At 69.8% G+C, this 24,938-nt stretch carries 16 protein-coding genes; 6 read left to right on the top strand and 10 right to left on the bottom strand.

Translation table 11 applies throughout. The features are described 5' to 3' along the window. Window positions 1-49: 49 nt before the first annotated feature. Window positions 50-583, bottom strand: coding sequence for a glycine zipper 2TM domain-containing protein (locus H4O13_01030; protein ID MBE5313969.1), 534 nt, complete (start codon window positions 581-583; stop codon window positions 50-52). Window positions 584-1,195: 612 nt separating this feature from the next. Here H4O13_01030 and H4O13_01025 point away from each other — a divergent pair. The 3 genes from H4O13_01025 (at window position 1,196) to H4O13_01015 (ending at window position 3,650) form a co-directional block, all read left to right on the top strand. Beyond that, complete coding sequence (locus H4O13_01025) at window positions 1,196-2,566, top strand: cysteine--tRNA ligase (protein MBE5313968.1); 1,371 nt, start codon at window positions 1,196-1,198, stop codon at window positions 2,564-2,566. Window positions 2,567-2,576: 10 nt separating this feature from the next. After that, entirely contained in the window at window positions 2,577-3,029 is a 453-nt protein-coding gene (locus H4O13_01020; protein MBE5313967.1) for a SufE family protein, read from the top strand. 228 nt (window positions 3,030-3,257) lie between these two features. Beyond that, on the top strand, window positions 3,258-3,650 hold the full coding sequence (locus H4O13_01015) for a response regulator (GenBank protein MBE5313966.1): 393 nt from the start codon (window positions 3,258-3,260) through the stop codon (window positions 3,648-3,650). Window positions 3,651-3,963: 313 nt separating this feature from the next. Here H4O13_01015 and H4O13_01010 read toward each other — a convergent pair whose 3' ends face one another. The 5 genes from H4O13_01010 to H4O13_00990 form a co-directional block, all read right to left on the bottom strand. After that, entirely contained in the window at window positions 3,964-6,624 is a 2,661-nt protein-coding gene (locus H4O13_01010; protein MBE5313965.1) for a HAMP domain-containing protein, read from the bottom strand. A 369-nt stretch (window positions 6,625-6,993) separates the two neighbouring features. Continuing rightward, the gene (locus H4O13_01005) at window positions 6,994-8,703 is read right to left on the bottom strand and encodes a choice-of-anchor J domain-containing protein (GenBank protein ID MBE5313964.1); all 1,710 of its coding nucleotides are present in this window, start codon (window positions 8,701-8,703) and stop codon (window positions 6,994-6,996) included. Window positions 8,704-8,832: 129 nt separating this feature from the next. Then, window positions 8,833-10,416, bottom strand: coding sequence for a sulfotransferase (locus tag H4O13_01000; GenBank protein MBE5313963.1), 1,584 nt, complete (start codon window positions 10,414-10,416; stop codon window positions 8,833-8,835). Between the two features lie 313 nt (window positions 10,417-10,729). After that, entirely contained in the window at window positions 10,730-13,333 is a 2,604-nt protein-coding gene (locus H4O13_00995; GenBank protein ID MBE5313962.1) for a serine/threonine protein kinase, read from the bottom strand. After that, complete coding sequence (locus tag H4O13_00990; GenBank protein ID MBE5313961.1) at window positions 13,330-13,947, bottom strand: sigma-70 family RNA polymerase sigma factor; 618 nt, start codon at window positions 13,945-13,947, stop codon at window positions 13,330-13,332. Before H4O13_00990 ends, H4O13_00995 begins: the two co-directional genes overlap by 4 nt. A 299-nt stretch (window positions 13,948-14,246) precedes the next feature. Between H4O13_00990 and H4O13_00985 the strand changes: the two genes are divergently transcribed. Next, window positions 14,247-16,358: a hypothetical protein gene (locus tag H4O13_00985; GenBank protein MBE5313960.1), complete on the top strand. Its 2,112-nt coding sequence runs from the start codon at window positions 14,247-14,249 to the stop codon at window positions 16,356-16,358. 293 nt (window positions 16,359-16,651) lie between these two features. On the opposite strand, the gene H4O13_00980 is transcribed toward H4O13_00985, so the two are convergent. From H4O13_00980 to H4O13_00965, 4 genes are read right to left on the bottom strand one after another with little or no spacing between them, the layout of a single operon-like run. Continuing rightward, window positions 16,652-17,419, bottom strand: a complete 768-nt coding sequence (locus H4O13_00980; protein MBE5313959.1) for a hypothetical protein — start codon at window positions 17,417-17,419, stop codon at window positions 16,652-16,654. A 35-nt stretch (window positions 17,420-17,454) separates the two neighbouring features. Further along, window positions 17,455-18,234: a hypothetical protein gene (locus H4O13_00975; protein ID MBE5313958.1), complete on the bottom strand. Its 780-nt coding sequence runs from the start codon at window positions 18,232-18,234 to the stop codon at window positions 17,455-17,457. Window positions 18,235-18,260: 26 nt separating this feature from the next. Then, window positions 18,261-19,037, bottom strand: a complete 777-nt coding sequence (locus tag H4O13_00970; GenBank protein MBE5313957.1) for a hypothetical protein — start codon at window positions 19,035-19,037, stop codon at window positions 18,261-18,263. A gap of 2 nt (window positions 19,038-19,039) precedes the next feature. After that, complete coding sequence (locus tag H4O13_00965) at window positions 19,040-19,327, bottom strand: hypothetical protein (protein ID MBE5313956.1); 288 nt, start codon at window positions 19,325-19,327, stop codon at window positions 19,040-19,042. Between the two features lie 631 nt (window positions 19,328-19,958). On the opposite strand from H4O13_00965, the gene H4O13_00960 reads away from it, so the two are divergent. Together H4O13_00960 and mutS are read left to right on the top strand one after the other, a co-directional pair. Continuing rightward, window positions 19,959-22,076 carry a tetratricopeptide repeat protein gene (locus tag H4O13_00960; protein MBE5313955.1) on the top strand — a complete coding sequence of 706 codons (2,118 nt, stop codon included), beginning with the start codon at window positions 19,959-19,961 and terminating at the stop codon, window positions 22,074-22,076. 269 nt (window positions 22,077-22,345) lie between these two features. Continuing rightward, on the top strand, window positions 22,346-24,928 hold the full coding sequence (gene mutS / locus H4O13_00955) for a DNA mismatch repair protein MutS (GenBank protein ID MBE5313954.1): 2,583 nt from the start codon (window positions 22,346-22,348) through the stop codon (window positions 24,926-24,928). The last annotated feature ends 10 nt before the right edge of the window (window positions 24,929-24,938 follow it).

Below are 24,938 nucleotides of genomic sequence, written 5' to 3'. Positions count from 1 at the left end.
GCGGGGGCCAGCAAGCCGGCCCCCATGAGACTTTCGACTGAAACGACGCTTATTCGACGGGCGTCACGCTGACGCGCACGCGCAGGTTGTTGCCGGGGTCGTAGGGCAGACGCGCGAAGAAGACTTCGTCCTTCAGGCGGTACTCGACGTCGTAGCCGGACAGGCGACGCTCCTCGCGGCTCACCTCGACCACGCGGCAGCGGGTTTCGGTGCCCTCGTACTGGCGCTCTGGGCTGTTGTTGCGATCGACGTTACGGCCGATCGCACCACCGGCGATGGCGCCAGCCACGGTAGCGGCACGACGGCCGTCGCCATCGCCGACCTGGTTGCCGACCGCCGCACCGACAATGGCGCCGATGACGGTGCCGGCGGTGCCGGGATCGCGCTCGCGGTAGACCACACGCTCGTCCTCGCACTCCTCGCGCGGCTCGGAGAAGCGGATGGTTTCGTAGACCGGCGCCGCGCTCAGCACGGTGGCATAGGTGTAGCGCACGTTCTCAGCATTCGGGCCGGGCTGGGCTGCGGCGAGGCCGCTGGCCAGCAGGGCGAACGGAACGAGAGCAAGGCGACGGGGCTGCGTCATTGCGGACTCCTGGACGGTGCTGCCTGGCGGATCGCCAGCGGCGAGGCTGGGACCATTGACAGCGCGGCCTGCGCAAGGCGCAGGCCTGGACGAATTCGGTATCGGTCGGCGTCGCCTTCGGTCTTCACTGCCGGGTCGGCGCCAGATCCGCGCGGTCCATCGCGCAGCATGACCCGGATTCAAGCAGTCCGGCGCTGAATCCGGGCTGTAGAAATCCGTTAAGGCCAGGCTGAAGACCTCAGCCTGGCCGCGCGCCATCGAGCGCGGGTCTGCGGATCGAGCACGCAAGTCCTTGATCCGCGGTCGCGAGTCCGGATCGGCATCGGGCTCGTGACCACCGATCACGGATCACCGATCGCGTTCAGGCTGGGCTGGATCCGCGCTGTCTTGAGGCCTCTCCCCCGGCGCGCTGCCGCCGGTGCGCGCCGCATCCCACACGGCGCGAAAGGGGCTCAGGGCGATCTGATCAAGTCCATCCTTGCCTTGATTCCGCGGTCGCGCCCTCCATGGCGCGCGACCACGCTGGATTCCTCAGCCTTGCCTTAGGACGCCTGGAAGAAGCTTCGCAGCCCACGCGGAGCCCGCCGCCCAAGCGGCTAAACTGCGCTCCCTATGGATATCCGCCTTTACAACAGCCTGAGCCGCGCGCTCGAGCCTTTCCGCCCGCAGGACCCGAATCGGGTGACCTTCTACGTCTGCGGGCCGACCGTCTACAACTTCGTGCACATCGGCAACGCGCGCGGGCCCGTGGTGTTCGGGCTCCTGGCCGACCTGCTGCGCCGGCACTACGGTCAGGTCGTCTACGCCCGCAACATCACCGACGTCGACGACAAGATCAACGCCGCCGCTGCTGAACAGGGCGTGCCGATCACCGCGATCACCGACCGCTTCGCTGCGGCCTACCGCGAGGACATGGCTGCACTCGGCGTGGCTCCGCCGGACATCGAGCCGGCCGCCACCGCACACATCCCGCAGATGATCCGCATGATCGAGGCGCTGATCGCCCAGGGCCACGCCTACGCGGCCGAGGGCCATGCGCTGTTCGCGGTCGACAGCTACGCGAAGTATGGCGAGCTGTCGCGGCGCAGCACCGACGAGATGCTGGCCGGCGCCCGCGTCGAGGTCGCGCCCTACAAGCGCGCGCCGGGTGACTTCGTGCTGTGGAAGCCGTCGACGCCCGAGCTGCCCGGCTGGGACAGCCCCTGGGGTCGCGGTCGTCCGGGCTGGCACATCGAGTGCTCGGCCATGTGCGAAGCGCATCTGGGCGAGACCATCGATATCCACGCCGGCGGCGTCGATCTGCAGTTCCCGCACCACGAGAACGAAATCGCTCAGAGCGCCTGCGCGCACGGTGGCAAGACCTTCGCCCGCTATTGGCTGCACAACGGCATGCTGACATTCGACGGCAGCAAGATGTCGAAGTCGGTGGGCAACATCCGCCGCGTGCGGGACCTGATCAACGAACACCCGCCCGAAGCTCTGCGCCTCGCACTGATGTCGGCCCACTACCGGCAGCCGCTGGACTGGTCGGAGAGCCTGATCGAGCAGAGCGTGCGCACGCTGGATCGCCTCTACGGCACCCTGCGTGACCTTGGCGAGGTGGACGCCAGCGATGTCGCCATCCCCGACGCCGTCGAGCAGGCGCTGGCCGATGATCTGAACACGCCGCTGGCACTCGCTGCCCTGCAGCAGATCGCGGGCGAAGCGCGCAAGGCCGAAGGTGCAGCACGTGCCGAACTGAAATCCCAGCTGCTGGCCGCCGGCCGCGCACTGGGCCTGCTGCAGCAGGCGCCCGAGGCTTGGTTCGCGCGCGGCGTCAGCGCCGATGACGATGCGCGCATCCAGGCGCTGGTCGAAGAGCGCGTGGCCGCCAAGGCCGCCCGCGACTTCGCCCGCGCCGACGCCATCCGCAAGCAGCTCGCGGACGAGGGCATCGCGCTGGAGGACACGCCGCAGGGCTGCCGCTGGAAGCGGGCCGGATGAGGGCGATCCGATGACAGCCATCACCCGCGACAGCCCGTTCCCGCTCGAACCCAGCGCCGCAGAGGCCCAGGCCACCATCGCCGAGGAGTTCGGCTTCTTCGGCGACTGGTCCGAGCGCTACCAGTACCTGATCGACCTCGGCAAGAAGCTGCCGACCTTTCCCGAGGAATGGAAAACCGAGGCCAACCGGCTGACCGCCTGCCAGTCGATGGTCTGGGTGGTACCCGAGGGCAATGCGCAGAAGCTGGTCTTCCACGCGACCAGCGACTCGACGATTGTTTCCGGCCTGATCTATCTGGCCCTGCGCGTCTACTCCGGCCGCAGCGCCGCAGAGATCACCGCCACCGAGCCGAGCTACGTCGCCGACATCGGGCTTGCCAAACACCTCTCCCCGACGCGCAGCAACGGCCTGGCGGCACTGCTGGGGGTGATCCGTCAGCGGGCGGCCGAGGCCCAGCGCTGAACGGCGGTGAGATGAGGTGAGAAGCCACCCCAACCCGAGCGGCGCGGACGAGGGCGACGACGTGTTCAGCCAAGATCATCGAAGCGAAACCACCCCGATCACGCTGGAGACGGCTTTGGCCGCCGCGCCGCCGCCGCGTGTGTCGCCCATCGGCAACGCACACGCGACGCCGCTGCGGGCGGGCCTGCACCTGCGGCCAGCCCTACCCCCGCAGCTGTGGGATCGCCGATGACCCGCCCGCCGCTCGCCCACATTCTCTGCGCTGACGACGACGCCGACATGCGGATGATCCTTGGGGTCGCCTTGGAAACGATCGGCGGATGGCGGGTCAGCCTCGCCGCCGACGGCGAACAGGCCCTGGCCGTGGCGCGTGCCGATCGCCCCGACCTGATCCTGCTCGACGCCTCGATGGCCGGCGTCGATGGGCCCGGCGCTCTCGCACGCCTGCGAGCCGACCCGGCGCTGGCCGATGTGCCGGTGGTGTTCGTGACCGGCCACGCTTCGCCGCATCAAGTTGCGGCCTTCCGCGCGCTCGGCGCGATCGATGTCATCGCCAAGCCTTTCGATCCGATCAGCCTGGCCGAGCGGGTGCGCGCGGCCTGGGCAAGCCTGTCGCGCTAGTCAAGGCCGGGATCGCGCGCAGATCGCCTCGGAACTGCAGGCTCCGTGCTCTCTCGCCCGGGTGGCGAGTTTTTGACGCAGTCGCTGCCGACAGCCTGCCCGACAGAAGGCATCGGAGGGAAAGCCTGCCTGCGCAAGAGCGGTCTCGACGATGCGCCGGCCTGCAGGGGCTCTACAGTCCAGGTATCGGCAGGAAAGCCGGCCGCGCCGGCGAGTCCGCGCGCACTGCGGGCTCAGGCAAGCAGCGTCGCCAGCCCACGCGCGCGCAGAACCGGCCAGCGCGCCGGAAGCGTCGCGAACCCTGGGATCGGGCTCATGTCCGGGTCGTCGTGAGTGCGAGGGGCTCACTGGGTACAAGTACGAAGCGCGACGCAATCTCCGCCAACTGGCTGGCCTGGTCACTCATCGACTGCGCCGAAGCGGCCATCTGCTCGACCAAGGCCGAGTTCGCCTGCGTCGACTGGTCCATCTGCGTCACCGCTTGGTTGACCTCGCCGATGCCCTTGGCCTGCTCGGCGCTGGCTGCCGAGATTTCGCCAATGATGTCCGAGACTCGACGCGACGAACCCAGGATGTCCTGCATCGTCCGCCCCGCACGTTCGGCGACCGACGCCCCATCGGCGATCTTCGTCACCGACTCGCCGATCAGCTGCGCGATCTCCTTCGCTGCGGTCGCCGAGCGCTGGGCCAGCGCCCGAACCTCGGCGGCCACCACCGCGAAGCCCCGACCCTGCTCGCCCGCGCGCGCGGCCTCGACCGCGGCATTCAAGGCGAGGATGTTGGTCTGGAAGGCGATGCCGTCGATGGTCGTGGTGATGTCGGCCATACGGCGCGAGCGCTCCTCGATGTCGCGCATCATGCGAACGACTGCATCGACGGTCTGTCCGCCTTCGCTGGCCACACCCGCCGCGTAGGTGGCGATCTGCTTGGCCTGCTGCGCATGCTCAACGCTGCGCGCCATCGTCTTCGTCATCTGCTCCATGGCTGCCGCGGTCTGCTGGATACTCGCCGCGGCCTGCTCGGTGCGCTTCGAGAGGTCGATGTTGCCGGAGGCGATCTCGGTGGCAGCCTCATGGATCGCGCCAACGGCCTGCTGCACCTCGCCCAGGGCCAGCGCCAAGGCGTCGGCCGCGGCGTTGGCGTTGGCATTCAACTCTCCGAAGCTGCCCATCATGCGGGCTTGCGAACGCACCGTCAGATCGCGTTCGGCCAGGGCGCTCAGGGTGCGCCGCACCTCATCGATGGCCTGGGTGGTGATCTCCATGAGGGAATTGAAGATCTGAGCGGTTTCGACGAAGCGCTCGTTCCTGCTTTCGACGCTCATGCGTGCGGTCAGGATTCCAGCGGCCGCCTTTTGGGCGACATTGCGCAACCCATGCCGGAAGTTGGTCTCGGAGCTGCGGTCAAGCCATTCGAGCGCCACGCCCACGCGCCGTCCGTCCTCGATGATGGGGCTTTCGATTAGCTCGAAGTCGAAGTCACCCACACGCAGACGGCTTGGAACAGGGCCTTGCGCTGCCGCGCTCGAAGTGCCGGCGGACTGCACATGCCCGAACAGATCGATGCTGCCGCCCAACACTCGCGCCACGTCGAAACCCGGCAGCTTGGCGCGAAGCTCGGACTCCGCTCCGCGCAGCATGCGCTCCACGGCCGGGTTCATGTACACCACGCGGCGATCGGCGTCGGCGATCAGCATGCCGGACGCCGCTGCATCGAGCGCGTTGCGCACGCGGGCGTTCTCGGTGGCGACCTCACGCTCGCGCTCGATCCGGGACTTGAGCTCGCGACGCATCTTGTCGAGAGAGGCCAACAGGCGCCCCAGTTCGTCGGTGCCGCTCGCTTGGATGGGCGAGTCGAGATCCAGCTGTGCGATCCGCTCGGCCGAATGCTGCGCGTGGATGACAGGCTTCACCAGACGGCGCTCGACGAGCCGCCAGGCGAACCCCACCACCGCGAACAGCAGCACGATGCCGCCGATACTGGCCCCGAAGCCAAAGCGGGCCGAGCGCTGCTCGGCGTCCCAGAACGCGCTGGACGCATCGCCAGCCGCGTAGGTGAGGCTCACGGCCGTATCCAGGGCAGCGCTGCTCTGCGCGAAGTAGTCCTCGAAGCCCAAGGGGTAGGCTGGGGTGGGCTGCTCGGCTTGGCCCAGAAAGGCAGCCTTGAGCGCGGCGTAGGAACCGAAATACGTGGCGATCATGGTGTCGGCCGCCTCGCGCACCCCCTCGGGCAAGGCTTTGCCGTCGATGTCGAGAACGCGTTCAAGCTGCCGCCGGGCCTGCTCGGCTTGGGCGTCGTCACGCCGCGCCTCGATCAAGGAGGCCGCGGGGATCGGCGCGCCGGTCAAGGCCGCGATGGCGAGATAGGTGCGCTCGCGCCCGCCGAATTCGCGGATCCGCCAGCCCGCGTCGGCGATCGACGCGAGCGACAGGGCCATGACTGGCATCGAGCCATCCGGGGAGGCGAGCTTCTGCCCTACTTCGCGCAGCAGCAGGATCTCGGCTTTCAGCCCCTCGGGCACCGTGCTGGCGACGTTCGGCACGCGCTGGTCGACCGGCAGGGCCAGCGCGGCATCGGCAGCGCGGCGCAAGTCGGCGATCTTGGTGCGGTGGGCGACCAGCGCCGTCTGCGCGGCCGCGACCTTCGCGGGCGGCAGGGTGGCCAACAGGGGCGCAATGCCATCGAGCTGAGCGTCCGAGCGTTGCCGCTGCTGCAGCAGCAGGTCCGAGAACGGCGGGCCGAACGGGTCGGGCAGGCTCAACCCGACCTGGGTCAGGCTGCGCTCGAAGGACATTTCGATGGTGCCCTTGTCCAAGGCGACGAGCACGCGGCCGACGGTACCCAGACGCTCTGCGCTCTTCATCGCGCGGTAGTTATCGAGCAGCTCCAGCAGCGCGAACCCGCTGAGGGCAAGGAAAAATCCGACCAGGATCAAGCGGATCGTCGGAACGGTATTGAGTTTGAATCGAGCCAAGACACGCCTCCTCTGCAATCCCGCGCGAGGCTGCAAGACCTGGGCCGCGCCGGGTCTTGCATTGACGGGCTGGCATCGGAGTCCCCACACGGCTGGGGCGTGCGCAGGATCAAGCGCCTAGGTTATCGATCCGTGAAAGCCGCCCATGGCGCGCGGAAACGCCGAAGGCTTCCGCGTTGTCCTGGCTCCTGAAATGTCGTGTTCCTGACCTTCCTTGTGTGTAGGGCGACGAACTTTTCTGCCGAAACCGTCAGCGCGTAGGCGATTGCTTCGTCGGCAGGCGGTACGGACCTGCGCCGTACCGCCCACTCGAACAACTCCCGGGATGGCAGTTTTTCAACGCGCGGCTTGAAGCTTGAGCGCCTGGCTTCAATCTCCGCGTCGACGTGCGGCCGGGCGCTCCAGCTCGGAGATCGCGCTCAGTACGCCCGCCTGTGTTGCCTGGCCGCCCGATGCATACGGACGCAGCACGTGCCGGCCCGTCGGCGCAGCCGCGGCCCCCTCGAAGCCATGGGCGAACAAGCCCACTGCGCTGAGCAGGCCGATCTGCGGCATCCGTGTGAAGCTTCCGCCGAAGGTTTCGACGGGCGCCCAGTCTCCAGTCGGACTGGTCGGCCAGTTGACGAAGACATTGCTGCTCTGGAAACGGTCGACGCGCATGCCGAGCTGCATCGCCGAACCCATTCCGTCGTCGGCAACCAGCCCGGCCGGCTCCGTCACGCTGATGAAATAGCTGCCCGCGGGCAGAGCAACCTGACCTTGGTCGAAGGCGGCGTCGATGACGCTCGGCGCAGCCGGCGTCGGAATCTGCGTCGCACTCGCGATGATCGCGCCGGGCCTGCCGGTGGCGGTGTCGAAGCTGCGCAGATGGGCCGTCAGAGTGAGCTGCAGCCAGTTGCTCCCGGCGGGAGGAGGGCTCATCAGAAAGCGCAGCGCCCTGAAGGTGTAGGCCTGAGGCAGATCGATGCGGACGCCAAGCTCGCCGCCGTTGCCGGCGCCAATCCCGAGACTCGTCAATGCGCTTTCGGCCTCGTAGCGCGCCAGCTCCAAGCCGCCGGTCACCGGGCCAATGGCACGCACGATGTTGTTCTGGGTGTTCAGTTCGTTCGCCGCTTCAGCAGCGCTCAACCGGTACTCGATGCTCCAGGCGCCAAGGCCCTCGTAGACCGCACTGCCGGGGAACTGCAACGGCACGCTGGCGATCGGCGCCAGGCTCGCGAGCGTGTTGGAGACAAGCGGGGCACCCGCGGGAGTCGCGCCCACCAGCAGCTGCGCGCTGGCCGAGACCTGGGTAAGCACCTCTGTACCTGGGTTGTTCGCAGTCACCCCAAGCAGGGCCGGATAGACCAGGCCCGACGGCGTCAGGCTGTACGGCGAGGCGAAGCGGTTGACCGCGACGGCCTCCAGATCGGTGACGCGGTTGATCACCTCGATGTCATCGATCAGCAGCAGGAACTTGTTGTTCGAGTTGTTGCGAAAGCCCACGCGCACCGTCTGACCCGCAAAGGCGGACAAGGACGCGCTGCGGGCAATCCAGGCGGTGTTCTCCGCGGCAATCGCGAACACGGTGCTGCTGTTGGTGATCTGGTTGCCGATGTCTCCTGCTCCGCCGGTGGGCTCGGTCGGGGCGGCCATGACCCGCACCTCGTAGCCGTCGGGGTAGGCGGGGTCATAGGCCACGGCGCGCCAGCGCAGCGAGGCGCTGCCGCCGGCTGGCAGCGCCACCGGTGGCGTCCACATCCAGTCGTTCGCCACACCCGCCGGCTGGTACCAGGAGGTGCTGAAGGCCGCACAGGCGCCCGGGTTACCGGCGCTGAGTCTGAAGTCCTCGCGCACCTCCCATGCATCGTTGACGTAGGACACGTTGGTTGCCGGGGTGCCGTTGTCGACGTTGCGCAGCAGGAAATTCGCCGGAAAGGCGTAGGTGCCTGCGCCGCCCGGCCCTGCGCAGCGAATCGTGGTGCCATCGGCGAGAACGTTGAAGTTCTCGCGGAACAGCACCTGCGCGTTCGCCAGCTGCGGGCAGAACAGACCGAGCAAAGCGCCCGACAACATCACCTGTTCGATCTTGACTTGCATGTTCGCTCCCCTGGGTGCGGCATCGTGATTGATGTAGCGCAGCGTTGAAAAACCCGTCCGAAGTGGCCGCGAGCTGCCGGTTCCGCCAGGGCGGCGCGAGGGAACGCGCGCCTGCCAAGGCGAACGAGATCAATCCGCTGCGAGCAGGGACGGATCGCCCGCCAGCGCCGCGCGCAAGCCCCCGAGACGGTGCCTGTAGGGCGCAGCCCGACCGAGGCTGCGCGCATGGATCGGCTCGCGTACCTGCAGCGCACTGGCACTGCGCACCGGTTCCTCGCGCGACTCCACCCGCATGCACTCCGCATGCCAGCTGAGCCCGCAGAAATCCAGCACCATGCGCGCCGTCGCTTCGGCGCGCTGGACCAGATCGGCATAGTGGACCTCCAGCAGCCGCTCGGGCGCTTGCGCCTGCCAATGCGACATCAGCTGCTGGCAGCGACGGTAGGCGCGACCGAGCTCATCCTGGCGATAGCTGTAGGCCGCATTGTCGAGAGCGAACAGCTCGCGCAGGTTGGACCAGCAGGTGTCGAGGGGGTCGCGGACCAGATGCAGCACACGCGCCTGCGGCAGCAGCCGGCGGATCAGTCCGACCAGTCGGTAGTTGCCGGGCAGCTTTTCGGTGAAGTGGCTGCGCCCGTCGAGCAGCCAGGCATGCGCGTCGAGATAGGCGCGGCCGACCCTCTCCGCATCGATCGTCCGGGCGCGCCGCAGCAGTTCGAGATCCGCCACGCCGCGGCAGGCGTGATCGGTGGCGGCGAACAGCGCGGCACTCAAGCGGTAGGACTCGCCGCCAGCCGCGACCGATGGATGGCCCTCCAGCACGCGTTCGAGAAGTGAGGTTCCGGAACGATGCATGCCGACGATGAAGATCGGCGTCGGCGCTTCTGCGGTGCCATCGATGCTTGCCGAGACCGAATGCGGCTCGGACATCAGCGCCTGGTTCAGCGCGATTTCGGCGGCCTCGTCGTAGTGGAGAAGGCTGCGCTTGGCGACACAGCCACGCTCCAGTGCGGTCCAGGCCGGCTCCACATCGCCCAGCCGATCCAGCAGGTTGTGCAGGGCGTAAGCGAGGAAGGCTTCGGCCTCCGCATCCTGGCCGCAGCGCTTGAGCAGGCGATCCAGCTGCCGCGCATGCGCGCGGCGATCCGCGTCATCCGCATGCAGGCGCGCCAGCAGCCAGTGCGCCATCGGCACCACGGTATCCCCCGCACACACGGCGGCTGCGGCGTGGTGCGCGGCGGCGACATCACCCGCTGCGAGATCGATCAAGGCCGCCTGGGTCTGCAGGACCGGGCCGGCGGGTGCCGCATTGAGCGCGCGGCGCATGAACTGCTGAGCCAGCAGAACGTGTCCCGCAGACTGCAGGCACAGGGCGATGTCCGCGGACTGCTGCGCGGATTCGACCGTGCGGAGGTCGATGGACATCGCCAGCCGCCGCATCTCACCGTGCGCGTGGAAGGCGCGCAGCGCCTGCAGTCGCGGCAGCGCGAGCGCGGCAGAAGCAGGCGTCGAAGCGCAGGCGGCGAACGTGTGGGCGCGCGCCGAGGCGTAGTGACCGAGACGGGACTCCACGAGCGCCAGCTCCAGCCGACACTCGTCGTCATCCGGCGCGATTTCCAGCGCTGCGCTGAGACTCTCACGCGCGGCCGCCCACTGGCCGTTGGCGAGATAGCTTCGCGCTCTGCGCTGCAGGCGGTCGGCGCGTGGGTGCATGGTCTCGCCATGGCCAAGTCGAGGGTCTGGCTACGATACACAGCGTCGCCGCGCGCGGGCGACGCGGGCCGCCGCGGGCGCGGTTGCCCAGCCGTCGACGCCAACCCTCCACGGGACGCCCAAGCGCTCGCGCAGCGTGCCGAAACGCGACGACCCGCAAAGTCGCGGCGGCAGGCTGGACGACCTCGCGGCTCCCGGCGCGCGCGGCGATGGCGTAATCCACCGCCCCGGCATCGGCCACGCTCAGCGACAGTGCATAGCCGGCGGGCGCAGTGCTTTCGCCGACGCCGCCATCGGAAAACCAGGCCGCGGATCAGCGCCGAGGCTTCAGCGCCGGATGCGTCGACGCGAGCTGCTTCGCCAGCGCGGCCTGCAGGCGTTCGATCTCCGCCGCCACCGGCTCGCCGGCGTCGGCGCGCAGCTGCAGCTGCTCCAGTGCGACGAGCTGGCGCAGCGGGTGCTCGGCCGGCGTGCTCAGCGCGAGAACGTTCAGGACCTCGGCCAGCGCGCGGGCGGCGTCGAGATCGCCGCGCGCATGCTGCAGCGCGACGCCCTCGCGCAGCAGCTCGGCGCGCTGGGCGGGCTGGGCGTTGTGCGCTTCGGCGTCCAGGGTGGCGTACAGCGCCTGCGCGGCGTCCCACTGCTTTGCCAGCACATGCACGTGGACCTGCTTGATGCGTGGACGCAGCGCCCGCGCCGGCTGGCCCGACTCGATGTAGGCCTGAGCAGCGGCGTCCAGGCTTGCGAGGGCCTGGGCGTGCTCACCCAGGGTCGCCTGCGCCTGACCCAGCGCGTACAGCGCATTGGCGCGCGCCACCGCGTGCAGGTTCGGCATCGCCAGGGCCGCTTCGGCCTGCGCGACCGCGCCTTCGGCGTCGCCACGCAGCGCCTTGAGCCCGGCGAGGTTGGCGCGGTGCGAGCCGAGGTTGGGGTGCTCGGGCGCCAATCGCGCGTGCAGGGCGACGGCGCGGGTGTAGTCGGCGTCGGCCGCGGCCCAGTCGCCGGCACGCTGCAGGGCGCCGGCGCGCGAGGCGATCAGGGTGGCGTGGTCGGTGCTGTCGGTAGTGCCCAGCGCTTCGTCGAGCGTCATGACTTCGCCGTAACGCTGCGCGGCCTCGGCGTCGCGGCCCGACAGATCCAGCAGGGCCGCCAGCGTGTACAGCAGGCTGGCGCGGCGCCAGCGCAGATCGCCGCTGGCGCTCAAGGCATCGAGTTCGGCGAGCGCCTGCGCGGCCAAGTCCAGCTCGTCCACCTGCGCCTCGCCGCGGTACAGGGCGAGGTTGGCGCGCCCCTGCAGGCAGTCGATGCGCGCCAGCCGCGCGCTGCCCTGCAGGGCATCGGCGTCGACGATCGCGGCGGCGTAGACCGCGATGGCCTCGGCCTCGCGGCCCAGCATGGCCAGCGCGCTGCCGCGGCGACAGGCGGCGCGCGTGCGCAGTTCGGGGTCGAGATCCTCGGACTGACCGGCAACCCGCTCCAGCAGGGCCAGCGCGCGCGCATGCTCGCCGCGGTCCTGCTCGACGGCAGCGAGGCGCACGAGCAGCGCCTGGCCCGCAGCGGCATCGCTCTCGACCAGCCGCAGCGCGGCATCGCGAGCGCGGTCCAGCCAGGCGTTGGCGGTCAGCGCCTGCTCGGCGCCGGCCTGGGCGAACAGGCCGGCAAAGGTGTCGACCAGGCGCTCGCCGCGGTCGGCTTCGGCCAGCGCGGCGTCGCGCGCCTGCTCGGCCTGCAGGCGCGCGGCATCGGCACGGCGCGTTTCCTGGCGTGCGACCAGAACGCCGCCCGCCAGAGCCAGCAGCAGGGCCAGGCCCAGAGCGGATTCCAGCGGATGTCGCCGCAGGGCCCGATACAGGCGCTCGGCGCGGCCGGGCAGGCGCGCGGCGACGCTGTCGCCGGCCAGCCAGCGCTCGATATCCAGCGCCAGCGCATCGGCGCTGGCGTAGCGCTGCTGCGGCGCGCGGGCCAGCGCTTTCAGCGTGATCGCATCGAGATCGGCATCGACGCCATCGACGCGGGCGTGCCGGCTCGGCGGCTCCGCATCGCGCTGGCAGACACGCTCGACCAGCTCGGCCAAGGCGCGTGCATCGCTGCCGTGCGGCGGCCGCTCGCACAGCGCGAACCACAGCAGCGCGCCCAGCGCATGCACATCGCTGCGCACGTCCGCGGGCTCGCCGCGCAGCTGCTCCGGCGCGGCGAACTCAGGCGTCAGCGCGGCCTCGCGGGTGATGCCGGGCTCGGCTTCGAGCAGCTCGCCGATGCCGAAGTCGAGCAGGCGCGGGCTGCCGTCGGGCTCGACGCGCACGTTGGCGGGCTTCAGATCCCGATGCAGCACGCGCTGGCCGTGCGCGTAGGCCACCGCCCGCGCCAGCGCCAGCACCAGCGCCACGCGCTCGCGCAGGCTCGGGATTGCCTCGCGCAGCCAGGCGTCGAAGCCGCGGCCCTCGACCCATTCGGTAACCAGCCAGGGCCGACCGTCGGCGCTGACGCCGCCGTCCAGCAGCTGGGCGATGCCGGGATGCCGCAGGCGCGCCAGCAGGGCGCGCTCGCGCGCGATGCTGCGCGCCGCCTGCGGACGATCCAGACGCAGGAATTTGATCGCGACCGCGCGCTCGAACGCACCATCGGCGCGCTCGCCGCGCCAGACCTCGCCCATGCCGCCGCGCCCGACCACGGCGATCAGGCGCCACGGGCCGATGCGATCCGGTGCGACGGCTTCGGGCTCGCGCTCCAGCAGGCCCGCCGACTGCTCAATCGCGCGCAGCCAGCCGCGCAGTGCCTCGGCCTCGTCGGTGGCGAGATCGACCAGCAGCGACTCGCGGGCGTCGACCGGAAGATCGAGCAACGCGTCAAGCCGCTCGGACAGCGCCGCCCAGCGCTCAGCGTCCATGCCGCCCTGGCCGCCGCTGGCCGGGTTCACGCCGGCGCGCCGCCGAGGAAGCCGAACAGCCAGCCGCGGGCCTTCAGCCAGTCGCGGCGCACGGTGACCTCGTTGACCTGCAGCAGCTCGGCGATCTCGCGATCGGTGAGCCCGGCGAAGTAGCGCAGCTGAACCACCTCGGCCGCACGCGCGCTGACTTTCTCCAGCGCGACCAGCGCGGCATCGAGTTCGACCAGATCGACGCCGGCCTCAGCCGGCAGATCCTCGGCCGCCGACAGCGACAGGGCCAGGGCGCCGCCGCCTCGCTTGTCCGCGCGCGCCGCGCGGAAGTGATCGACCAGCACCTGGCGCATGCAGCGCGCGGCAATGCCGAAGAACAGCCTGCGATCCACCTGCTCGGGCAGGCGCGCGCCAGCCAGCTTGAGGTAGGCCTCGTTGACCAGTGCGGTGGTGGACAGGGTTTCGCCCGCGCCCATCGACAGCCGTTCGCGCCGCGCGATTCGGCGCAGGTCGTGCTGGGCAGCGGCAATCAGCTGATCCAGCGCGCCCGGCCGGGCCGGATCGAGTCGCGCCAGCAGGCCGGTCAGGCCCGCGCTCAGGCTTTCGCCCAGCTCGCGCGAGAGCGCCTCGGCTGCGTCCAGGCCCTCGCTCACGCGCACGCACTCGACGGGCTTGCGAAGGTAAGCCCCAGGCGCGACTGGGCTGAGAGCAGGTGAGACAAGCATCCGCCCGCTGCGGCGTCTGGAGCTTTCGGACGCTCTGAGGGCAATCCGGAGCGGCGCGCGGAGGTCAGCCCGTCGATCAGCAGGAATGCAGGCAGAAAGGGCATGGAATCCGGCTTCGGCTGTGTCCGGGGCGAAACTATAGGGCCAGCAGCCGGCGCCCGGCAGGGGGCGTGCACGGATTCGCGCCCGCGCTACGCATAGGGACTCAGGACACCCCGGAGCCCGTCATGCTGCCCAACCGCCCCGCCCCGCCCTGCGCGATCGCCCCGCTGCTCGCCCTGTTCTGCGCCCTGCCCACCGCCAGTCGGGCCGCCGACTGGCTCTGGCCCGACACCGTGTTCGGCGGCCCCTGCGCCGGCAGCCTGCAGGCCTGCATCAACAACGCCGCCGCGGGCGACACCATCCGCATTGTCGGTGACGAGCTGAACAACCCCGACCGCTACACGCCGATCGACGAGAGCATCGAGATCACGCGTTCGATCAACCTGCGCGCCGCTCCCGGCATCGACGCGGTGTTCGCGCCCGAGCGCAGCCTGCGCGTGAACCTGGGCGCTGGCAGCCACACGGTGCGGATTTCCGATCTCAGCTTCCGCCGTGGTGGCGTGGAGGTGAACGACCTGAGCACCGTGGACGGCGGCCTGATCGACCTGCAGCGCCTGCGCGTGCTGGAACTGGGGGCTGCCGATCAGCAGAGCGACTTCTGTGGCCTGCAGATCAGCGTCGGCGGCTCCTCCGCCCGTCAGATCACGATCGGCGACAGCGTGGTCGCACGCGGTCAGGCGCGCGCCAGCGAGGCCTTCAACGGCATCTGCGTGAACCAGGGCGGTAGCGGCGCGCTGAACGTGAATCTGTTCCGCAACCGCGTGCTGCCTGGCCCGGGGCGCAGCGGCTTCGGCATCACGGCCTACAACCTGGTCGGAGGCAGCAGCGCACGCGCCAGCGCCAACCGCGTCTTCGGCCCGCGCGAGGACACCGCGCTGTACCTGCACACCCGCGGCGCGGGCAGCACCCTGCGCGCGGAAAGCAACCTGATCGTCGGCACCAGTGGGGAGCAGTACGCGCTGGTCATGAACGTTCCCGGCGGCACGGGCGTGATCGTCAACAACAGCCTGCTGCAGGGACAGCTTGGCCTCGCCGCCGCCGGGCTGGGCGGCACACCACCGACCAGCCTGCGCGTGGCCAACAACCTGATCGCCTGGCAGAGCGCGAGCGGCGTGCGGCTGGAAGCCAGCAACACCAGCAACGCCAACAATCTTGTGTTTGCCACGACCGGCGACAGCTGGACGCCCGGCCCGGGCACGCTCAACGTCGACCCGCAGGTCGAGTCGATGGAGTATCCGCGCCTGCGCTCAAGCTCGCCAGCGATCAATGCCGGCAGCGCTGCGGATGCCTCTGGACTCAGCTTCGATGCCGACGGCGAGCGTCGCGTGGCGCTCGGCGCCATCGACATCGGCGCCTTCGAGGCCAATGGCGAGGGCGCCGCCGTGATCACGACGACGGCGGAGACCAGTTTCTTCAACGAGGCCTACGTGCAGCCCTTTCCCACCCAGCTCCTCGAAGCGGACCGTTTGGCCGTCAGCGCGCAGCGCGTGCTTCCGGCCACGCCCGCCAGCGGCCAGCACCTCGGCGTCTATCGCAACCCACAAAGCGGCACCGGCTGGTCGATCTTCCACCAGGACAGCAGCGTCACCATGGGCGTGGGCCAGCGCTTCCACGTGATTGCCCCGGTCGCCAGCAAGACCGGCTTCGCCCACCTCACAAGCGCTGCCAACAGCAGCGGCGCGCTCTCGCGGATCGACCACGCTTCGCTCAACAGCCTCAGCTTCGCCATTGCGATCGCCCTGCAGCGCTGGGAGGGCGCTTACCACGACGTGCCGATCGGGCTGGCCTGGACCGGCGCCGCCGGCGGCCGCTGGCAGGTGCGCAACGAGGACGGCAGCGCCATGCCGGCCAACCTCACCTTCAATCTGCTGGTGGCGCCGTTGCTGTCGCCGAACGCGGTGCAGCTGAGCCCCGGCGGCCAAAGCGTGCGCGAGCTGCGCATCGAGCATCCGCTGCTGGACGACAACCCCTGCGCGGCACCGGTCGTGGGGCGTGTCGACGATCCACTCGACGGCCTCACCGTCAACAACCCGCAGCGCTACAGCCTGGAGTACCGCGCGGCCAGCGGTGCCGGGGCGCCGGGCCGCTGGTTCATCGTCGCCGAGGGCAGCGGTTCACCCGTGTTTCCGCCCAATGTCGCCTTCAACCTGATCGTTGACGGCGCCCAGGCGGAGCGGTGTCGGACACCGCGCGAGGAGCGGATCTTCCGCAACGGCTTCGAGGCCGCTGTCTGGTAAGCGATCCGTGCCCGGCAAGGCGGGGCTGGCGCTCCGCCTTGCCGGCAGCCTGTCGGACTCTGGCGGGCTGGGCTGCCAATCCGCGCGCGTTCCACACCTCCGCCGACGACGCTCCACGGGCACCTCCAGCCGCGCCTTTGTCGCCGAGATCGGCTTGGCCAACCACCTCTCGCCAACCCGCAGCCATGGGCCGGCGGCGCTCCCCGGCGTGATCCGGCAGCGACCGACGCAGGCCTTGGCCGAGGGCTGAGGCAGATCTCCGCGCGCGACTGCACGCGCCTCGGCCCTCGCCCTCAGGTCCGCGCGCAGACGGCGAAGGCGCGCAGCCGGATGGACACGCCGTCGGTGTTGTAGAGCCCGACCTGCCAGGCCCAGCGCCCGCCATCGAAGGTGGGAAACGACTCGAGGATGCGTAGCGTGGTGTATCGGGGAAAGCCGCTTTCGCGTCGATCCAGGGCCTCGACGCCGCCGCCCATCACCACGGCGTCCGCGGGGCAGCGAACGATCTGGGTCCAACGCGTTCCTCCCGGCATCGACAGGTCGGCGCTGGGACGCGTCCAACCGTGCAGGCCCGCGGTGTCGCATGCGAAGCCGAAGCCACCGCTGTTGATCTCGCGAAGGGCTTCGCCCGGGCCGCACTCCACGGACGGCACGGATCCGGGAAATCCTGCGATGCCTTCCGGACCTTGGGGCCCCGGCGGGCCTGCCGCCCCGACCAGCGCGAACTGCGCGACGGGCGCGGGAGTGATCGGCTGACGCGGCAGCATGGGCTGCCCCTCCACTCGCACCTCCAGCCAGCGCTGTTGGCCGGTGAGCTCGCCGGGAAAGCTCAGGTCCACGGTGAACAGGCCGTCGACGATCGGCCAGGCCGCGGCCTCGACGGTCGTGCCCACCTGACTGCCGCCGCTGGCAGCGTCGAACAGCGCGAAGGCGAGATCGCGCGCGCCGTTGACCGCAACGCCGGCCTGCCGCAGCTGGCCCTGGTAGGTGAAGGCCGTTGACTGGGCCACCTGCGCCGACGCGGGGACGCACACGAAGAGCAGGACAAGGGCGATGGACACTGGGCGCACGACGAACGTCCTCGAAGCTTGGATTGTCAGATTCGCGCGCAGGTCGCGAAGGCCCGGAGCTGGATCTCGGGACCGAGATTGAAGACCGAAACCTGCCAGGCCCAGCGCCCATCGACGAAGGTCGGCATCGATTCCAGGATCTGCAGTTCGCGATTGGCGGGTCGCCCTTGCGGGTCGCGCTGCAATTGCTCCACGCCACCGCCCAGCACCACTTCGTCGGGTCGGCAGGCGGGTCTTAGCGTCGAGTTGAAGAAGTTGGGCAACGAAACGTCCGAGTTGACCCGACTCCAGCCATGCAGCAGATCGGTGATGCAGCGGACTTCACCGGAGTTCAGCACGGCCTGCACCGCATTGCCGGACTGGCAGTCGGTGGTCCGCACGGCTGCGGTCGGCCCTTGCGGACCCTGGGGTCCTTGAGGTCCCTGTGGCCCGGCGGGCCCTCGGTTTCCTGCCAGCGCGAAGCGCGCCACGGGGACGGCCATGAGCGCCTGCCGCGGCTGCAAGGCCACGCCGTCGACGCGGACTTCCAACCAGCGCTGCTCGCCCCGCAGGTCACCCGCAAAGCTGAGATCAATTGCCAACAGCCCCTCACGGATCGGCCAGGCCGGCGCCTCGATCGTGGTGCTGGTCTGCGCCCCGCCGCTGGCGCGATCAAATAACGCAAAGCTCAGATCGCGGGTTCCATCCACTGGCACACCGTGCTGGCGAAGCTGCCCCTGGTACCGGAAGGAAGGCGCGTCTGCGACCTGGGCCGTCGCCGTGCCCAGCACACCGTAAGCCGCCAAGCAGATCCACAGCGTTCGCATGCGCAAACATCCTCGACGTAAGGGTTTCATGACTTGGCGCAGGTGACGAAGGCGCGCAGCGGCACAGCGAGGCCAGTGTTGTAGACCGCCACCTGCCAAGCCCATAGCCCGTCCACGAAGGTCGGGAATGACTCGATGGCGCGCACCCCGGTGCCGGCGGCGTTGCCGGAGGCGTCGCGCTGCAGGTGCTCGACGCCACCGCTCAGCACCACTTCGCCCGGACCGCAGGACACCCGGCGCTGCTCCACGGCCAGGTTCGAAACCGTGAAATCCGCGCTGATGCGTCGCCAACCGCTGATGCCCCGGGGGCGGCAGACGGTCCCAAAGGACGAGATCACACCGATGAACTGATCCTCCAGACAGTTCCGGTTGGGCAGCAGACGCGGCTCGCCCGGCAGACCCCCAGGCCCCTGCGGCCCTTCCGGTCCCTGCGAGCCGGTGATGCCAGAGAGCGCGAACTGGGCGATGGGCGCGACCGGGATCCGCTGCCGCGGCAGGATCGGCCTGCCCTCGACGCGCACTTCCAGCCATGGCTGGGCGACAGCGCCGATGTCAGGAAACTGGAGCTGGATGGTGAACAGGCCCTCCACGATCGGCCAGGCCGGGGCATTGATGCCCGTCCCGAGCTGAACGCCGCCGCTCGGCTCGCTGAAAAGCACGAAGGCGAGATCGCGGCTGCCGTTGACAGGCAGACCGTTCTGGCTGAGTTGGCCCTGATAGGTAAAGCGCGGCGACGCTGGGGTCTGCGCGCGCGCATTGACTGAAGCCAGCGCCAGCACAAGCAAGCAGAGCAGGGTGCGCATGTTCAGGAGCCCTCGAATCCGTCGCGAAACACCTCGTCGCCGGGCGTGGCCTGCAGCGGCCAGATGAAGCCGGCTTCCAGCGTGTAGCCGCGCCCGCTGGACGGCCCCGGGGCCGGCTGCCCGGCAGTGCCGGAAAGCTCGTACTCGCCGCCGCTGGCGCGCGAGGTGCCGCCAGCGTGGATGGCATGGCGCTCGATCACGTAGCCGCCGGTCTCGGGCGCAGACGCGGTCGCAGGCGTGATCGTGGCAAGCCATGCGGCGCTGATCACGACCGCGCGGAATCGGCGCACCCCAGCGCGCCTGGCGGCGTGGGCGGACACGCACGTGGGCGACGGCGCGCATGCGCCTGCCGCGGGGGCATCGGGCTTCACGACACACGCTCCTCAGTGGAAACAGCCAAGTCCGCACGGTGCGGACGTCGATGCACGGGGAAGCGGAAAACGAAGGCCGATCCCTTAAGGAAGGTCTGAAGAACTCCATCCTGCAGTTCTTCAGACGTCGTGAGTCCGGCGCAGGTCCGCACCGCCTCACGACACATCCAGCGCTTACGCACTTTCTTCGTCGTCCCGGCCATCCCTGGCCGGGCGAGCAGGCTGTTTTTCAACAGCCTGTTCAGGCACCACGGATCAAGTCCCTCCAGGCCTTGATCCGTGGTGGCGAGTCCGGCGCGGGTCCGGACCCGTTCGGCCGCTACGCGGCGACGCCTTCGCTTCGCTCGGTCACGTTGGATCGATCACGCGCGTGCTCGATTCGCGGGCGCGCCCTCGGCGACGCGCGCCAAGGCTGCCCCCTGCGCAGCTCCGGCCGTGCGCGATCAAGCGCGGCAAGGCCTGGCGGACTCGATCCGGGTGGACAGGGCGCACGATCCGCAGGAATCGGACAGCGCGCTATCCTGTGCCGCCGGCTGCCGGACCTGCTTGCGTGAACCCATCGGACACTGCGGCGATTGCGATCGCCGAACGCCTTCTGCAGGCCCGCGAGTGGGCCGCGGCGAGCGAGGCAGCGCGGCCATTGATCGAGCGCGCCGAGGTCGCCGTACGTGCGCGCGCCGTGATCGCCAACGCCGCAATGCAGTCCGGCGACTACAGCGAAGCCGCCGCGCAGTTTCGCAAGCTGCGCGACGCGCTGCCCGGCCATGCCGGCATTCGCGCTGCGCTGTCCATGGCGCTGAACAACCTGGGATCGAGCGCGCTGCAGCGCGGCGATGCGGCGTCGGCGGAAGCTCTTTACGGCGAGGCTTTGGCTGCCGAAGAACGCAATGCGCTGGCCTGGTACAACCTGGGTGCCTGCGCCCAGGCCCGCAATGACTTTGGAGCTGCCGCAAGCGCCTACGCGCGTGCGGCCGGTCTCGATCCCGCGCGCGTCGACGCGCGTCTGCAGTGGACGCAGTGCGAGCGCTTGCGCGGCAGGACGGAAGCCGCACGCGCGGCGCTTGCGCCCCTCAACCCCACTGCGTTGACGCCCGACATCGCCGCTCGGGCGGGCGCCGAATGGGATCTGCTCGGCGAACCGCAAGCGGCCGTGCGCGCTTACGCACATGCACTTGCCCACGGCGATGCCAGCCTGGTGCTGCGCGTCGCCCAGGCACAGGTTGGTAGTGGCGATGACGCGGCGGGTCGCGCCAACGCGCGCCGCGCCGCGGCGACTGCGAGTAACGACGGCACGCGTCTGCGCGCCGGGCTGGTAGCTGCACTCGGCCTGCCGACCGTGGTGGCCAATGTCGCCGAGATCGATGAGGCGCGACAGCGCTTTGCCTCGGGCATCCAGCAACTCGCCGCCGAATGGCCCGCCGAAAGACTGCGCGGCAGCAACGCGACCCTGGATGACCTCGCCCACAGTCACTTCGCGCTGGCCTACTACGGAATGGACGACAGCGGCTTGGGGCGGGCTTTCGGCGATTGGTACGGCGCGGCGGCGGCGGCCATCGCCCAGGGCGCCGATGCGACAGCGCCAACAGCGCCGAAGCCGCGCTCGCGGCATATCGCGCTGGTATCGGCGCGCTGGAATCTGGGCACCATCAGCGCGTACTTCGCGTCCTGGATCGGTGCGCTGCGGGCCGCTGGCTGGCACGTCGATGTCTACCACACCGGCACCATGATCGATGCCGTCACCCAGAGCATCGCCGCCAGCGCCAGCCGTTTCCTGCACCTGCCCGGACCCCTGGACAGGGTCGTGAACCACCTGCGCGAAAGCGCACCGGCGATGCTCCTGTATCCCGAGATCGGGCTCAGCCCGAACATCTATCCGCTGGCGGCGCTGCGACTGGCACCCACGCAGCTGGCCGCCTGGGGCCACCCGGTCAGCAGCGGACTCGCGACCATCGACGCCTGGTTGAGCTGCGCCGAGATGGAGCCCGTCGACGGCGCGGACCACTATCGCGAGCCGCTGCATCTGCTGCCGGGCCTTGGCACCGCCTACGCACGTCCACCCGCGGCGGCGACCCGCCCGCGCGTCGAGCTCGGATTGCCCGAGTCCGGGCCGCTCTACCTGGCACCGCATTCGCCGGTGAAGCTGCACCCGGCGTTCGATGATCTGATAACGCGCATCATCGCCGCCGATCCTCGCGCGATGGTGGTGATGTTCGAGGACAACGTGCCCGCGCTGACCCAACGCCTGCGTCAGCGCATGGCACAGGCCGGCGTCGATCCCGAGCGCCATGTGCGCTGGTTGCCGCGGGCGACCTCCGAACATTTCCGCGCGGTGGCCCGGGCCTGCGACGTGCTGCTCGACAGCCCCGGGTTCTCTGGCGGCAACACCAGCCTGGACGCGATCGCCCAGGGATTGCCCTTGGTCACTCTGCCCGGCGCGACGATGCGCAGTCGCCAGTCGGCGGCGATGCTGCGCGCCTGCGGGTGCGCCGAGCTGATCGCGGAGTCGGCGGAGGACTATGTCGAGCGTGCGCTGCGCGTGGCGAACGAGGACGCCTACGCGGCCGAACTGCGACAGCGACTGCTCGATCCCGCGGCACCGCTGTTCGATGACCCGCAACCCCTGACGGCCCTGGTCGAGACGCTGGAACGGCTGTACGCGCTGCAGTAGGCGCCGGCGCGGGAGAAGGCGCGTGTCGGTCGACATGAGACGCGCATCCAGCACCGCCCAGTACGCGCTGCCCTGGCGTCGAAGCACACCCCCACTGCGAGCGCACAGCGCACCCGCTGGAACAGCGGTCACTGCCCCCCACTTCGCGTCGGCGCGGGGCGCTGCGCCAGAGACTGAGGCCATGAGCCGTCCATCCCGAAAGCGGCAGGGCGGGTCTTCGTGCCTTGCTAGACTTCGCGGCCCCTGCTGCCCCGCGAAGCACGCCACGGATGTCGAACGTCGATCTCTCCCAGCACACGCCGCTGATGCGCCAGTTCTTCGCCGCCAAGGCGGAGCACCCGGACGTGCTGCTGTTCTTCCGTATGGGCGATTTCTACGAGCTGTTCTACGACGACGCCCGCAAGGCGGCGCGCCTGCTCGACATCACGCTGACCCAGCGCGGCAGCTCGGGCGGCGCACCGATCCCGATGGCGGGCGTGCCGGTGCACGCCTACGAGGGCTATCTGGCGCGGCTGGTGGCGCTGGGCGAATCGGTGGCGATCTGCGAGCAGATCGGCGATCCCGCACTCGCGAAGGGCCTGGTCGAGCGCAAGGTGGTGCGCATCGTCACGCCCGGCACCGTCACCGACGAGGCACTGCTGCAGGAGCGCCGCGACACCCTGCTGATGGCGGTGGCGCGCGGCAAGAAGGCGATTGGCTTGGCCTGGGCCGATCTCGCCGGCGGCCGATTCAAGGTGACTGAAGTTGTCGATGAGGACGCCCTGCTCAGCGAGATCGCTCGGCTGGAACCGGCCGAACTGTTGATCCCCGACGAGGACGGCTGGCCAGAGTCCTTGAATGCGCGCAGCGGCGCACGCCGCCGCGCGCCTTGGCTGTTCGACGGCGAGTCCGCACAGCGCTCGCTGTGCAGATTCTTCGGCACCCAGGATCTCGAAGGCTTCGGCGTGCAGACGATGCACGCGGCCGTCGCCGCCGCGGGCGCCCTGCTCGGCTATGTCGAGGAAACCCAGAAGCAGAGCCTGCCGCATCTGCAGAGCCTGTCGGCGGAATCCTCGGACGAGACCATCGCCATGAACGCGGCCACGCGCCGCCATCTGGAGCTGGACCAGCATGCCGAAGGCCGCCTGCAGCACACCCTGCTGGGCGTGCTCGATTCGACCTGCACACCGATGGGTGGGCGCCTCTTGCGGCGCTGGCTGCATCGACCGCTGCGCGATCAGCGCCTATTGCGCGCGCGGCACGACGCCGTCGGTCTCTTGATCGACACCGGTGCCTACGAGCCCCTGCGCGAGGCCCTGCGCGGCTTCGGCGACGTCGAGCGCATCCTCACCCGCATCGCGCTCAGGTCGGCGCGGCCGCGCGATCTCTCGACCCTGCGCGACGCCCTGCATGCGGCCCCTGCCCTGCGCGCGCTCTTGGCGCCGCTGGATGCGCCGCGGCTCAATGCCTTGGCCGCCGAGCTGGGCGAGCACGGTGCGGTCACTGACCTGCTGGTGCGCGCGATCCTGCCGCAGCCGCCGGTGCTGATGCGCGACGGCGGCGTGCTCTGCGATGGTTTCGACGCTGAACTGGATCGCCTGCGCCAGCTCAGCACCAACGCCGACCAGTTCCTGCTCGATCTCGAAGCCCGCGAGCGCGAGGCCAGCGGCATCGCCACGCTGAAGGTCGGCTACAACCGCGTGCACGGCTACTACATCGAGATCAGCAAGGCCCAGGCCGAGCGCGCGCCGACGCACTACACGCGCCGGCAGACCCTCTCCAACGCCGAGCGCTACATCACCGAAGAGCTCAAGACCTTCGAAGACCAGGTGCTGAGCGCGCGCGAACGCGCCCTGCAGCGCGAGCGCGCGCTGTGGGAGGAGCTTCTCGACAGGCTCAACACCGAACGGCCGCCGCTGAAGCGCTTCGCCGAAGCGGTCTGCGAAATCGATGTGCTCTGCGGGTTTGCCGAGCGCGCCCGCGCGCTGGACTGGAACCGGCCTGCGTTGGTCGACGAGCCCGGCATCGACATCCGCCGCGGCCGCCATCCGGTGGTTGAATCGGTGCTGGAATCACCTTTCGAGCCCAACGACCTGGCCCTGCACCCGGATCGCCGCATGCTGGTGATCACCGGCCCCAACATGGGCGGCAAGTCGACCTACATGCGCCAGGCCGCGCTGATCGTGCTGCTCGCCCACATCGGCAGCTTCGTGCCGGCGGAGGCCGCGCGGCTGGGGCCGATCGACCGCATCCTCACCCGCATCGGCGCGGGCGACGACCTGGCCAAGGGCCAGTCGACCTTCATGGTCGAGATGACCGAGACCGCCAGCATCCTGCACAGCGCGACATCACAGAGCCTGGTGCTGATGGACGAGATCGGCCGCGGCACCTCGACCTTCGACGGCCTGGCACTCGCCCGCGCCTGCGCCATCGCGCTGGCGAAGAACAACCGCGCCTACACCCTGTTCGCGACCCACTACTTCGAGCTGACCAGCCTGCCCAGCGAAGTGCCCGGTATTGCCAACGTGCACCTGGATGCCGTCGAGCACGGCGAGCGCCTGTACTTCATGCACACGGTCAAGGACGGCCCGGCCAACCGCAGCTTCGGCCTGCAGGTGGCCGCGCTCGCAGGCCTGCCGAAGGCAGTCGTGGCGCAGGCGCGCAAGTTCCTGGCTGAACTCGAACGCAGCGGCAGCACCAGCCCGCAGCCGCAGCTCTCGCTGTTCGATGCGCCGCCGGTGTCGTCCGCCGGGCCTGCCGTCGACGAGGCCGCGGAAGCGCTCAAGTCGGCGCTGGGCGAGATCGATCCCGACAGCCTGAGCCCGCGCGAGGCGCATGCGGCGCTGTATCGGCTGCGCGAGCTGATGAAGTGATCGCACGAAC

The sequence above is a fragment of the Lysobacterales bacterium genome, assembly GCA_014946745.1.
Lineage (GTDB): Bacteria > Pseudomonadota > Gammaproteobacteria > Xanthomonadales > Xanthomonadaceae > Aquimonas.
This window is presented reverse-complemented; position numbering and strand designations above follow the sequence as displayed.

Excerpts from the sequence above, each read along its gene's own strand:
- H4O13_01015 (MBE5313966.1), top strand. The coding sequence starts at position 3,258 with ATGACCCGCCCGCCGCTCGCCCACATTCTCTGCGCTGACGACGACGCC.
- H4O13_00985 (MBE5313960.1), top strand. The coding sequence starts at position 14,247 with ATGCTGCCCAACCGCCCCGCCCCGCCCTGCGCGATCGCCCCGCTGCTC.
- H4O13_01030 (MBE5313969.1), bottom strand. The coding sequence starts at position 583 with ATGACGCAGCCCCGTCGCCTTGCTCTCGTTCCGTTCGCCCTGCTGGCC.
- H4O13_00970 (MBE5313957.1), bottom strand. The coding sequence starts at position 19,037 with ATGCGCACCCTGCTCTGCTTGCTTGTGCTGGCGCTGGCTTCAGTCAAT.
- H4O13_01005 (MBE5313964.1), bottom strand. The coding sequence starts at position 8,703 with ATGCAAGTCAAGATCGAACAGGTGATGTTGTCGGGCGCTTTGCTCGGT.
- H4O13_01000 (MBE5313963.1), bottom strand. The coding sequence starts at position 10,416 with ATGCACCCACGCGCCGACCGCCTGCAGCGCAGAGCGCGAAGCTATCTC.
- mutS (MBE5313954.1), top strand. The coding sequence starts at position 22,346 with ATGTCGAACGTCGATCTCTCCCAGCACACGCCGCTGATGCGCCAGTTC.
- H4O13_01025 (MBE5313968.1), top strand. The coding sequence starts at position 1,196 with ATGGATATCCGCCTTTACAACAGCCTGAGCCGCGCGCTCGAGCCTTTC.
- H4O13_00975 (MBE5313958.1), bottom strand. The coding sequence starts at position 18,234 with ATGCGAACGCTGTGGATCTGCTTGGCGGCTTACGGTGTGCTGGGCACG.
- H4O13_01020 (MBE5313967.1), top strand. The coding sequence starts at position 2,577 with ATGACAGCCATCACCCGCGACAGCCCGTTCCCGCTCGAACCCAGCGCC.